The 11,800-nt window shown below is 73.9% G+C and carries 10 protein-coding genes; 8 read left to right on the top strand and 2 right to left on the bottom strand.

Annotation, left to right across the window (positions count from 1 at the left end):
• Nucleotides 1-30 precede the first annotated feature (30 nt).
• From CGE01nite_RS09840 to CGE01nite_RS09830, 3 genes are all read left to right on the top strand, one after another.
• Nucleotides 31-378, top strand: coding sequence for an iron chaperone (locus CGE01nite_RS09840; protein WP_141370621.1), 348 nt, complete (start codon nucleotides 31-33; stop codon nucleotides 376-378).
• A 100-nt stretch (nucleotides 379-478) separates the two neighbouring features.
• Nucleotides 479-1,639, top strand: a complete 1,161-nt coding sequence (ispG, locus tag CGE01nite_RS09835; protein ID WP_048341268.1) for a flavodoxin-dependent (E)-4-hydroxy-3-methylbut-2-enyl-diphosphate synthase — start codon at nucleotides 479-481, stop codon at nucleotides 1,637-1,639.
• 71 nt (nucleotides 1,640-1,710) lie between these two features.
• The gene (locus CGE01nite_RS09830) at nucleotides 1,711-2,610 is read left to right on the top strand and encodes a GNAT family N-acetyltransferase (RefSeq protein WP_048341267.1); all 900 of its coding nucleotides are present in this window, start codon (nucleotides 1,711-1,713) and stop codon (nucleotides 2,608-2,610) included.
• 53 nt (nucleotides 2,611-2,663) lie between these two features.
• Here the strand turns inward: CGE01nite_RS09830 and CGE01nite_RS09825 are convergent, their stop codons facing one another.
• Nucleotides 2,664-3,554 carry an Fpg/Nei family DNA glycosylase gene (locus CGE01nite_RS09825; protein WP_048341266.1) on the bottom strand — a complete coding sequence of 297 codons (891 nt, stop codon included), beginning with the start codon at nucleotides 3,552-3,554 and terminating at the stop codon, nucleotides 2,664-2,666.
• Between the two features lie 135 nt (nucleotides 3,555-3,689).
• On the opposite strand from CGE01nite_RS09825, the gene CGE01nite_RS09820 reads away from it, so the two are divergent.
• Nucleotides 3,690-5,477, top strand: a complete 1,788-nt coding sequence (locus CGE01nite_RS09820; protein WP_141370619.1) for a proline--tRNA ligase — start codon at nucleotides 3,690-3,692, stop codon at nucleotides 5,475-5,477.
• 97 nt (nucleotides 5,478-5,574) lie between these two features.
• On the opposite strand, the gene CGE01nite_RS09815 is transcribed toward CGE01nite_RS09820, so the two are convergent.
• Nucleotides 5,575-6,618, bottom strand: a complete 1,044-nt coding sequence (locus CGE01nite_RS09815) for a DUF4439 domain-containing protein (RefSeq protein WP_141370617.1) — start codon at nucleotides 6,616-6,618, stop codon at nucleotides 5,575-5,577.
• 126 nt (nucleotides 6,619-6,744) lie between these two features.
• On the opposite strand from CGE01nite_RS09815, the gene rimP reads away from it, so the two are divergent.
• From rimP to infB, 4 genes are all read left to right on the top strand, one after another.
• On the top strand, nucleotides 6,745-7,293 hold the full coding sequence (gene rimP / locus CGE01nite_RS09810) for a ribosome maturation factor RimP (RefSeq protein WP_141370615.1): 549 nt from the start codon (nucleotides 6,745-6,747) through the stop codon (nucleotides 7,291-7,293).
• A complete protein-coding gene (nusA, locus tag CGE01nite_RS09805) occupies nucleotides 7,293-8,339 on the top strand; it encodes a transcription termination factor NusA (protein ID WP_048342090.1) in 1,047 nt (348 codons plus the stop codon). The genes rimP and nusA overlap by 1 nt, the downstream gene beginning before the upstream one ends.
• Nucleotides 8,336-8,791, top strand: coding sequence for a YlxR family protein (locus CGE01nite_RS09800; protein ID WP_082156222.1), 456 nt, complete (start codon nucleotides 8,336-8,338; stop codon nucleotides 8,789-8,791). Before nusA ends, CGE01nite_RS09800 begins: the two co-directional genes overlap by 4 nt.
• Nucleotides 8,792-8,886: 95 nt before the next feature.
• A complete protein-coding gene (infB, locus tag CGE01nite_RS09795) occupies nucleotides 8,887-11,733 on the top strand; it encodes a translation initiation factor IF-2 (protein WP_141370613.1) in 2,847 nt (948 codons plus the stop codon).
• Nucleotides 11,734-11,800 lie beyond the last annotated feature (67 nt).

Here is an 11,800-nt window from a genome sequence, read left to right as displayed (position 1 = left end):
GCGTCGCCACGCAGGCGTAGCGTGCGTCCGGTGACCGAGCTGACGGAGTACCTCGAGTCGTTGCCCGCGCCGGAGCGCGCGTGCGTCGAGCACGTCTACGCCCGCGCGCGGGCGCTCGTCCCGGAGGCGAGCGACGGCGTCGGCTACGGGATGCCCGCGCTCGTGCTCGACGGCAAGCCGCTGCTGTCGGTGATGGTGGCCAAGACGCACATCGGGCTGTACCCGTTCAGCCCCGGCGCGCTCGAGACGGTGCGCGACGAGCTCGCGGGGTTCTCGCTGTCCAAGGGCACGGTGCGCTTCTCGTCGGACCACCCCGTGCCCGACGACCTGCTCGACCGGCTCGTGCTCGCCCGGCGCGCGGAGATCCGGGCCCGCTGAGCCGTGCCCGCACGCGGATCCTGTGGGGATCGCGTGCGCGTCCGCCGTGCACCCGGGCGTGGCCGCCGATACCTCGGCGCGCAGGTGGGATGATGAGCGCGTGAGCGTACCGATCTCCCTGGGCATGCCCGAGGCGCCCGCGCCCGTGCTGGCGCCGCGACGTCCCACCCGCAAGATCCGAGTCGGCAAGGTGGACGTCGGCGGTGACGCTCCGGTGAGCGTGCAGTCGATGACGACCACGCCGACCACCGACATCAACGCGACGCTGCAGCAGATCGCCGAGCTGACGGCCGCCGGCTGCGACATCGTGCGCGTCGCCGTGCCGAGCCAGGACGACGCCGACGCGCTGCCCGCGATCGCGCGCAAGTCGCAGATCCCGGTGATCGCCGACATCCACTTCCAGCCCAAGTACGTGTTCGCCGCGATCGACGCGGGGTGCGCCGCGGTCCGCGTCAACCCGGGCAACATCCGCAAGTTCGACGACCAGGTAGGGGCGATCGCACGCGCCGCCGCGGACGCAGGTGTGAGCCTGCGGATCGGCGTCAACGCGGGCTCGCTCGACCCGCGCCTGCTCGCGAAGTACGGCAAGGCGACCCCCGAGGCACTCGTCGAGTCGGCCGTGTGGGAGGCGTCGCTGTTCGAGGAGCACGACTTCCACGACTTCAAGATCTCGGTGAAGCACAACGACCCGGTCGTCATGGTGCGCGCCTACGAGCTGCTCTCCGAGCGAGGTGACTGGCCGCTGCACCTCGGCGTCACCGAGGCCGGCCCGGCGTTCCAGGGGACGATCAAGTCCGCGACGGCGTTCGGCGCGCTGCTGAGCAAGGGCATCGGCGACACGATCCGGGTCTCGCTGTCCGCGCCCCCCGTCGAGGAGGTCAAGGTCGGCATCCAGATCCTGCAGTCGCTCAACCTGCGGCCCCGCAAGCTGGAGATCGTCTCGTGCCCGTCGTGCGGGCGCGCCCAGGTGGACGTCTACACGCTCGCCGAGCGCGTGACGGCCGGGCTCGAGGGGCTCGAGGTGCCGCTGCGCGTCGCCGTCATGGGCTGCGTCGTGAACGGCCCGGGGGAGGCCCGCGAGGCGGACCTCGGCGTCGCGTCCGGCAACGGCAAGGGGCAGATCTTCGTCAAGGGCGAGGTCGTCAAGACCGTGCCCGAGTCGCAGATCGTCGAGACGCTGATCGAGGAGGCGATGCGCATCGCCGAGTCGATGGAGCCCGCCGAGGGTGGGCAGTCGAGCCCGGTGGTGACGGTCGGCTGACCGGGCACGAGCCGCGAAGTCGGACGCGAGTCCGTGACGCGCCGCCCGGTTCCGTGGGGCACAATCCCCCCATGGGCTCGCGGCGTGCGACGTTGCTCGACCGGCGACCCGGGGCACGTGTCCTCGACGACGTGGACCTCGGGGCGGCGCTGGACGTGTGCGCCCTCGACCCGGTCGGCTCGGTCCTGGCGACGGCTCGCCTGGAGCACGCCCGGGCGACGAGGCTCGGCGCGACGGGCGGTTCCCTCTGGGGCTACGAGCACGGCGGTGCGCTCGTGGCCATCTGCTGGGCAGGCGCCAACATGGTGCCGGTCGTCCCGGTGAACGACCCGGCGGTGGTGTGCGACGCGCTCGACGCGTTCGCGACCACCGCGGCACGCCAGGGCCGTCGCTGCTCGTCGATCGTCGGGCCCGCCCCGGCCGTGCTCGGGCTGTGGGACCGGCTGCGCACCGTCTGGCCGGGCGTGCGCGAGGTGCGGCACGACCAGCCGTCGATGGTGATCGACCACACCCCGACGCGCGCGGTCGACCCGGCCGTGCGCCGGTCGCTGCCCGACGAGTTCGACACCGTCCTGCCCGCGTGCATCGCGATGTTCACCGAGGAGGTCGGCTACTCGCCCGCGAGCGGGCCGCGTGGCCCCTACGAGACGCGCGTGCGCTCGCTGATCGAGCAGGGGCGCTCGTTCGTCCGGATGGACCCCGATGCGGCCGGCGTCCCGCGGGTCACGTTCAAGGCCGAGCTCGGGGCGGTCGCCGGGGGAGTGGCGCAGGTCCAGGGCGTGTGGGTCGAGCCGGGGAGCCGTGGCCTGCGGCTGTCCGAGCACGGCATGGCGGCGGTCGTGGAGCTCGCGCGTCAGCAGGTGGCACCGGTCGTCTCGCTGTACGTCAACGACTACAACGCGCGCGCCATCGCGGCCTATCGCGCGGTCGGGTTCCGGCAGGTCGGCTCGTACGCCACCGTGCTGTTCTAGCTCGCGCGTCACTGTTGTCGCCGCGCCGCTGCTCCCGCCGGCTGGTCGCCGGGCTACCGCAGGAGCTTGGACAGGCGGCGGTCGGCGAGCGGCTTGCCGCCGGTCTGGCACGTCGGGCAGTACTGCAACGACGAGTCCGCGAACGAGACCTCGTGCACGGTGTCGCCGCAGGGCGTCCCGTCCCAGCCCGGGCACGGCGCTCCCGTCCGCCCGTGCACGCGCATGCCGCGCCGCTTGGCGTCCTTGAGCTCGGCGGCGGGCTTGCCGGAGGCCTCGGCGACGGCCTGCGCGAGCACGTCGCGGATCGCGGCGTAGACCACGTCGACCTGCTCGTCGGTCAGCTTGCCCGTGAGCGTGAACGGCGACGTGCGCGCCGCGTGCAGGATCTCGTCCGAGTACGCGTTGCCGATCCCTGCGATCGTGTCCTGGCTGCGCAGCAGCCCCTTGACCTGCTGGTTGCGCGCCGCGACGAGCTCGCCGAACCGCTCGCGCGTGAACTCCGGCGACAGCGGCTCGACGCCCAGCGACGCGATCTGCGGCACGTCGTGCGGGTCCTCGACGACGTGCACCGCGAGCCGCTTGCGCGTGCCCTGCTCGGTGAGGTCGAACCCCGAGCCGTCGTCGAGCCGCACGCGCAGCGCGAGCGGCGAGCGCCCCGGGCGCACCGGCGTGGTCGCCAGGGAGTCGGACCAGCGCACCCAGCCCGCGCGCGACAGGTGCCACACCAGGTGCACGGGTTCGCCCGTCGGCGTCGCGACGAGCAGGTCGAGCCACTTGCCGTGCCGCGAGGCGTCCACGACGGTCCCGCCGACGAGCGCGTCGGGCGGGGGGCGGAACGTCTTGAGCGCGGCGATGTCGCCGACGCCGACGGCCGTGACGGTGCGGCCGACCGCGCGCTCGCGCAGGAACGCGGCGAGCGCCTCGACCTCGGGGAGCTCGGGCACGGGTCCATCGTGGCGCACCCCGACCGCCCGCGTCCCGCGCTCGGCGCCGGGACGCGTCGCGAACCGGCCACCTCCCGACCGTGGCGCCCACCCGGGCGTCCGCCGCGGCCCCGTCGGACAACTAGGCTTCGACCCATGCTCCTGCGTCTGTCCACGCTGTTCGTCCGTACGCTGCGCGAGGACCCCGCCGATGCCGAGGTCGCCAGCCACCGCCTCCTCGTGCGCGCGGGGTACATCCGCCGCGCCGCTCCCGGCATCTACACCTGGCTCCCGCTCGGCCTGCGCGTGCTCGCCAAGGTCGAGGCCGTCGTGCGCGAGGAGATGGCCGCCGCCGGTGCGCAGGAGGTGCACTTCCCGGCCCTGCTGCCGCGCGAGCCGTACGAGGCGACGGGTCGCTGGTCGGAGTACGGGCCGAACATCTTCCGGCTCAAGGACCGCAAGGGCAACGACTACCTGCTCGCGCCGACGCACGAGGAGCTGTTCACGCTCCTGGTCAAGGACCTGTACTCGTCGTACAAGGACCTGCCGCTGACGCTCTTCCAGATCCAGACGAAGTACCGCGACGAGGCCCGTCCGCGGGCCGGCCTGATCCGCGGGCGCGAGTTCGTCATGAAGGACGCCTACTCGTTCGACGTCGACGACGCGGGCCTCGAGGCGTCGTACGAGGCGCAGCGCGCCGCCTACCAGCGGGTCTTCGACCGGCTCGGGCTCGAGTACGTCATCGTCGCGGCGACGTCGGGTGCCATGGGCGGGTCGCGCTCGGAGGAGTTCCTCACGCCGACCGCGATCGGCGAGGACACGTTCGTGCGCTCGCCGGGCGGCTACGCCGCGAACGTCGAGGCCGTCACGACTGTGGTCCCTGAGGCCGTCCCGTACGACGACGCGCCCGAGGCGCACGTCGAGGACACGCCGGACACGCCGACGATCGAGACGCTCGTCGCCGTCGCCAACGACCGCTTCCCGCGGCCCGACCGCGCCTGGACCGCCGCCGACACCCTCAAGAACGTCGTCCTCGCGCTCGTGCACCCCACAGGCGAGCGCGAGCTCGTCGTCGTCGGGCTGCCCGGAGACCGCGAGGTCGACCTGAAGCGGCTCGAGGCGTCCGTCGTCCCGGCCGAGGTCGAGCCCGCGGGCGACGCGGAGTTCGCGGCGCACCCCGAGCTCGTGCGCGGCTACATCGGCCCGCTCGCGCTCGGACCGAACGTGCCCGTCGCGCCGGACGCGGAGCGCACGGCCGTGCGCTACCTGCTGGACCCGCGGGTCGTGCCGGGCACGCGCTGGATCACGGGCGCGAACGAGCAGGGCAAGCACGTGTTCGACCTCGTGGCGGGCCGTGACTTCACCGCGGACGGCACCGTCGAGGCCGCCGAGGTGCGCGCGGGCGACCCCGCGCCCGACGGCTCGGGACCGCTCGAGCTCGCGCGCGGCATCGAGATCGGCCACATCTTCGCGCTCGGCCGCAAGTACGCGAGCGCGCTCGGCCTGACCGTGCTCGACCAGAACGGCAAGGCGCAGGTCGTCACCATGGGCTCGTACGGCATCGGCGTGACGCGCGTGCTCGCGGCGCTCGCCGAGGCGAACCACGACGACAAGGGCCTCGCGTGGCCCGCGCACGTCGCGCCCGCGCACGTGCACGTGGTCGCCACGGGCAAGGACCCGGCGGTCTTCGAGGCAGCTGAGGCGCTCGCCCAGGGCCTGTCCGCACGGGGCGTCGAAGTCCTCTACGACGACCGTCCGAAGGTCTCGCCCGGCGTGAAGTTCGCCGACGCCGAGCTGTTCGGCGTGCCGCTCGTCGTGGTCGTCGGGCGTGGGCTCGCCGACGGCGTGGTCGAGGTCCGTCCGCGCGCGGGTGGCGAGAGCACGCAGGTGCCGGTCGCCGATGCGGTCGACGTCGTGGCCGCGCAGGTCGCTGCGCTGCTCTGACCGCGACGCCTGGTCGCACGGGCCCGCTCACACGGGCGGCCCGTGCTCAGCGTGCCGCGGGCCGAGCGTGTGGCCGGGGCTCGGGCTGGGGTGGGGCTCAGGGCGTGGCGGGCGCGGCCTGCTCGGGCATGCCCGGGAACGCGGACGCGGCGGCGCCGAGCGCACGCGCCTCGCTGACCGCCACGCGAAGGCTGTCGAGGTAGGTGTCGCGCGTGCCCGCGGGCACGGCGGCGATGGCCGCGGTGCTCACGTGCGCGATCCCGTCCTGCACGGCGACGCCGAGCGCGCTGAGCGCGCCGTCCGCGTCCAGGTCGGTGGGCAGCGCGTACTGGGCCAGGCGCGGGTCCTGCTCGGTCCCCGCGATCGCGGCCGCGTTCGCCCACGCGTCCGCGGCGGCGCGGTGCGCGCGGGCCGAGGCGAGCGTGGCGGCGCGCGTCTGCTCCGGACCCCGTGCGGCGAGCACCTCGAGCGCGTAGCCGGCCTCGTCGTGCGCCCGCGCGAGCGGCCCGGCGACGTCGGCGTCGACCTCCGGCGGGACGACGACCTGCTCCGGCACCGCGGGCCCGGGGGAGTCCTCGCCGAGCGCGCTCGCGAGCCGGTCGGTGAGGTCCGCGCGGGAGACGGCCACCGAGGCGATCAGGCGCGCGAGCGGTCCGTCGGTCGTGCTGTTCGCGTCGGTGCCCGCGGTCGTCGTGGTGTCGCCGAGCAGCGCGAGCACGTCCTGCGCCGTGGTCGTCGCGACCGTCGGGGTGGGCGACGGCGTGGGGGCCTCGTCGGGGTCGGCCTCGAGCCCCGAGTCGTACTCGCCCCCGAGCGCCGCGACGTGCTGCTCCGAGAACGTGACGACCTGGTCGAGCAGGGGCAGGACCTGCTCGTCGGTCGTGGTGGTCAGCGCGTCCTGCGCTGCGGACCGCAGAGCGAGGGCGTCGTCGACCGTGCGGGCGCGCACCTGCTCGAGCGCGTCGGGTGACGGCTCGACCGGAGGCGGGGTCTCGAGCCGGAGCCCGCACCCCGACAGCACGAGCGCGGTCACGGCGAGGACGGCGCCCAGCGCCGCACGGCGGGCCGCGAACCCTCGTCGGGGACGCGTGATCCTCGCCACCCGCGAGGTGGTCGGTGCTGCGCAGATCGTGGTGCTCATCGCGGGCGATCCTCCCACGCGAAGGCGCGTCGGCCCGGCACCGCCCGGCGCGGGCCGCCGGAGTCGTTACCCTGGTGCGACAACCAGTGGGTCGCACGTCCGGCCCCGCACACGAAGGAGGCGGTCATGGTCGCAGCAGCCGCATCCGCGCAGCGGGTCAACGACGTGCTCGTCCCGGTCGTCGTCGCCGAGGGTCTCGTGCTCGAGGAGGTGCGCGTCCGCCGGATCGGCCGAGGCGTGCTCGTCGAGGTCCTCGTGGGGCAGACCGAGGACGACGAGCGCGAGCTCGACCTCGACCGCATCGCCGACGTGACCCGCGCCGTCTCCGACGCGCTCGACGCGTCCGACCCCGTCGCGGGGGAGTACACGCTCGAGGTCGGGACGCGCGGCGCCGACAGCCCGCTCGTCGAGCGCCGGCACTTCGTGCGCGCCGTCGGGCGTGCCGTGCGCGTGCGCCTCGCCGACGGGACGTCCCTGACGGGTCGGCTGACCGGCGTCGAGGACGACGCGATCGTCGTCGTGCCGGTCACCCCGGGCGTCAAGGGGCGGCCGCCGCGCGTCGGCGCCCCGGTCACGATCGTGCTCGACGAGGTCGCGGACGCGCGCGTCGAGGTGGACATGTCGGGGCTCGGTCCCGACGACGACGGCGGCGACGACGCCGGACAGGAGAGCTGATGGACATCGACATGCAGGCCCTGCGGCTGCTCGAGCGGGAGCGTGAGATCAGCCTCGACGTGCTCGTCTCCGCCATCGAGCAGGCGCTGCTGTCCGCGTACCACCGCACGCCGGGCGCCCACCAGCGCGCGCGCGTCGAGGTGGACCGGCGCTCGGGCCACGTCACCGTGTGGGCGCGCGAGGCCGCACCGGTCGACGAGGACGGGCACACGCTGTCCGAGCCGCCGGAGTTCGACGACACCCCCGCCGGCTTCGGCCGGATCGCGACCGCGACCGCGCGGCAGGTGATCGTCCAGCGGCTCCGCGACGCCGAGGACGACCAGGTGCTCGGCACGTTCCGCGGCAAGGAGGGCGAGGTCCTGGGTGGTGTCATCCAGCAGGGCCCCGACCCGCGCGTCGTGCTCGTCGACGTCGGCGGCACGGAGGCCGTGCTGCCGCCGCACGAGCAGGTGCCGTCGGAGACCTACGTGCACGGCGAGCGCATCCGCGGCTACGTGCTCGAGGTCGCGCGCGGCTCGCGCGGACCGCAGGTGACGCTGTCTCGCACGCACCCGGGCCTGGTGCGCAAGCTGTTCGAGCTCGAGGTGCCCGAGGTCGCCGACGGCACGGTCGAGATCACCGCGCTGGCCCGCGAGGCCGGCCACCGCTCGAAGATGGCCGTGCGGGCCAACGTGCCGGGCGTCAACGCCAAGGGCGCGTGCATCGGCCCCATGGGTGGTCGCGTCCGTGCCGTGATGGCCGAGCTGCGTGGCGAGAAGATCGACATCGTCGACCACTCCGACGACCCGGCGGAGATGGTGGCGCACGCGCTGTCGCCCGCGCGAGTGATCTCGGTCACGGTCGTGGACGAGGCGGCGCGGGCCGCGCGCGTGATCGTGCCGGACTACCAGCTGTCGCTCGCGATCGGCAAGGAGGGCCAGAACGCCCGCCTGGCCGCGAAGCTCACCGGCTGGCGCATCGACATCCGGTCCGACGCGGAGGTCCCGGCCGACGACGTCGCGGACGACGACCGCGGCCCGGACCCCTCGGCGGACGACGTCGGGTGAGCCGCAGGGGTAGACTGAGCGAGGCTGGGCCGGATGCCCGGCAGTCCCCGCATGCTGGAACGCGGCTCCCGGACGTCCCTGAGCGCCTCACGAGGCGGTCGGCGGGTGTCCCGGTCCGCACGTGCGTGGGGTGCCGAGCGACCGGCCTCAGGTCCGCCCTGCTGAGGGTGGTCGCCGTCGCGGACGGCACGGGAGAGCCCGTGCTGGTCGTGGACGTCGACCGCACGATGCCGGGCCGGGGTGCCTGGCTGCACCCCGATCCTGGATGCCTTGAGATCGCCACGCGCCGACGAGCGTTCGGTCGGGCCCTGCGCCTGCAGGCCCCGCCGGACGCCTCTGCCGTGCGGAGCCATCTCGAGCACCATGTCACGACGCCGGGAGCACCGGCGCCGACCGTCAATCAGGGAAGCGGGTTGGAAGCCGATGGCGACCCGATGAGCACGCTCCGATGAGTGCCCAGCGATGAGCACCGTGATGAGCACTGTCATGAGCAGCAAGAACTAACCACGGTCCGACCCTGTCCGGGCGGGCCGAGACAGGGAGAGAAGTGGCCAAGCTTCGCGTCTACGAGCTCGCGAAGGAGCTCGGGGTCGACAGCAAGACCATCATGACGAAGCTCACCGACATGGGTGAGTTCGTTCGTTCGGCGTCTTCGACGATCGAGCCCCCCGTCGTGCGCAAGCTGCGCGACGAGTACCCCGCCGCCGGTGGCGCTGCCCAGCAGCCCGCGGCACGTCCCGCGACCCCCGCGCGCCCGGCGGCGCCCGCCCCGGCACCTGCCGCAGCGGCACCGACTCCGGCCGCACCCGCGCGGCCCGCGCCCGCAGCACAGGCGCCGGCGCAGCCCGCGGCACCCGCTCCGGCTCCGGCCCGACCGGCGCCCGCGCCCGCTGCCCCGGCCGCCAAGGCCCCCGCAGCGCCGGCGTCGTCGGCCCCGCGTCCGGGCACGCCCGCACGCACCGGCGGTGCGCCTGGCGCTGGTGCCCGTCCGGGCGCCCCGCGTCCGGCTGCACGTCCGGGCAACAACCCGTTCGCTCCGTCCCAGGGCATGCCCCGGGCCGGTGGCGGCGAGCGCTCCGGCGGCCCCCGTCCCGGCGGTCCGCGTCCGGGCAACAACCCGTTCGCGCCCTCGCAGGGCATGCCCCGCCCGGGCGAGCGTCGTACCGAGGCCGCCCCGGCCGCCGGTGCCGGCGACCGTCCCGGCGGTCCGCGTCCCGCGCCGCGTCCGGGTGGTCCGCGTCCCAACCCGGGCATGATGCCCGGTCGTACCTCGAGCGGTGTCGGCCGTCCCGGTGAGCGTCCTGCGCGCACCGGTGGTGGTGCCGGCGGCGGCGGTGGCCGCGGTGGCTTCGGCGGTCGTCCTGGTGGCGGCGGCGGCGCGCCCGGCGCCGGTGGCGGCGGCGGTTTCGCCGGTCGTCCCGGTGGCGGCGGTCGTCCCGGCGGTGCCGGACGTGGCTCGACGCAGGGTGCCTTCGGCCGCGCCGGAGGTCGCCCCGTCCGCGGGCGCAAGTCCAAGCGGGCCAAGCGCCAGGAGTTCGAGGCGATGCAGGCCCCGTCGCTCGGTGGCGTGCAGGTCCCTCGCGGCAACGGCAAGACCGTCGTCCGCCTGCGGCACGGCTCGTCGCTGAACGACTTCGCCGACAAGATCGACGCCAACCCCGCGTCGCTCGTCACGGTGCTGTTCCACCTCGGTGAGATGGCGACCGCGACGCAGTCGCTCGACGAGGACACGTTCGGCTCGCTCGCGGCCGAGCTCGGCTACGTCATCGAGATGGTCTCGGCCGAGGAGGAGGACCGCGAGCTGCTCGGGGCCTTCGACATCGACCTCGAGGCCGAGGAGGCCGGCGAGTCCGACGAGGACCTCGTCGCGCGTCCGCCGGTCGTCACCGTCATGGGTCACGTCGACCACGGAAAGACCAAGCTCCTCGACGCCATCCGGTCCACGGACGTCGTCGCGGGCGAGGCCGGCGGCATCACCCAGCACATCGGTGCCTACCAGGTCGTCAAGGAGCACGAGGGCGTCGAGCGTCCGATCACGTTCATCGACACCCCGGGTCACGAGGCGTTCACCGCCATGCGTGCCCGTGGTGCGCAGGTCACGGACATCGCGATCCTCGTGGTCGCGGCCGACGACGGCGTGATGCCCCAGACGATCGAGGCGCTCAACCACGCGCAGGCGGCCGGCGTGCCGATCGTCGTCGCGGTCAACAAGGTGGACAAGGAGGGGTCGAACCCCGCCAAGATCCGCCAGCAGCTCACCGAGTACAACCTGGTGGCCGAGGAGTACGGCGGCGACACGATGTTCGTCGACGTCTCCGCGAAGCAGGGGCTGGGCATCGACCAGCTCCTCGAGGCGGTGCTGCTCACGGCGGACGCCGCGCTCGACCTGCGGGCCAACCCGGACAAGGACGCGCGAGGCGTCGCCATCGAGGCCAACCTCGACAAGGGTCGCGGTGCGGTGGCGACCGTCCTGGTCCAGTCCGGCACGCTGCACGTCGGTGACGCGATCGTCGCGGGCACGGCCTACGGCCGCGTGCGTGCGATGTTCGACGAGCACGGCGGCCCGGTCGCCGAGGCGGGCCCGTCCCGTCCGGTCCAGGTCCTCGGTCTGGCGTCGGTCCCGTCCGCGGGCGACACGCTGATCGTGGCTCCCGAGGAGCGCACGGCCCGCCAGATCGCCGAGAAGCGTGAGGCCGCCGAGCGTGCCGCCCTCCTGGCGAAGCGTCGCAAGCGCATCAGCCTCGAGGACTTCACGCAGGCGCTCGCCCAGGGCAAGGTCGAGACCCTCAACCTCGTCATCAAGGGTGACGTCTCGGGTGCCGTCGAGGCCCTCGAGGACGCGCTGCTCAAGATCGACGTGGGCGACGAGGTCGAGCTGCGGGTCATCCACCGCGGCGTCGGTGCGATCACGCAGAACGACGTGAACCTCGCCACCGTCGACTCGGCGATCATCATCGGCTTCAACGTGAAGTTCGCCGAGCGGGTCGAGGAGCTGGCTGACCGTGAGGGCGTCGACGTGCGCTTCTACTCGGTCATCTACCAGGCGATCGACGACGTCGAGGCCGCTCTCAAGGGCATGCTCAAGCCGGAGTACGAGGAGGCGCAGCTCGGCACCGCCGAGGTCCGCGAGATCTTCCGTTCCTCGAAGTTCGGGAACATCGCCGGCTCGATCGTCCGCTCGGGCGAGATCCGACGGAACACCAAGGCGCGCGTCCTGCGCGGCGGCAAGCTCGTGGCGGACAACCTCACGATCGAGTCGCTCAAGCGGTTCAAGGACGACGCGACCGAGGTCCGCGAGGGCTACGAGTGCGGTATCGGTCTCGGGTCGTACAACGACCTGCAGGTCGAGGACATCATCGAGACGTTCGAGATGCGCGAGAAGCCGCGGTCCTGATCGTCGGCGAGGCCGCGCGCGGTGTGCGCGCACGGCCTACCAGGCGGCCGCCCCTCACGGGGCGGCC

Source organism: Cellulomonas gelida (genome assembly GCF_006538725.1).
In the GTDB taxonomy this organism is placed as follows: Bacteria; Actinomycetota; Actinomycetes; order Actinomycetales; family Cellulomonadaceae; genus Cellulomonas; species Cellulomonas gelida.
Note: the sequence above shows the minus strand (reverse complement) of the source record. Positions and strands in the feature narration are given on the sequence as shown.

Bases quoted from the DNA above. Each gene is read 5' to 3' on its own strand.
- nusA (WP_048342090.1), top strand. From the start codon at position 7,293: ATGGACATCGACATGCAGGCCCTGCGGCTGCTCGAGCGGGAGCGTGAG.
- CGE01nite_RS09815 (WP_141370617.1), bottom strand. From the start codon at position 6,618: ATGAGCACCACGATCTGCGCAGCACCGACCACCTCGCGGGTGGCGAGG.
- CGE01nite_RS09820 (WP_141370619.1), top strand. From the start codon at position 3,690: ATGCTCCTGCGTCTGTCCACGCTGTTCGTCCGTACGCTGCGCGAGGAC.
- rimP (WP_141370615.1), top strand. From the start codon at position 6,745: ATGGTCGCAGCAGCCGCATCCGCGCAGCGGGTCAACGACGTGCTCGTC.
- CGE01nite_RS09830 (WP_048341267.1), top strand. From the start codon at position 1,711: ATGGGCTCGCGGCGTGCGACGTTGCTCGACCGGCGACCCGGGGCACGT.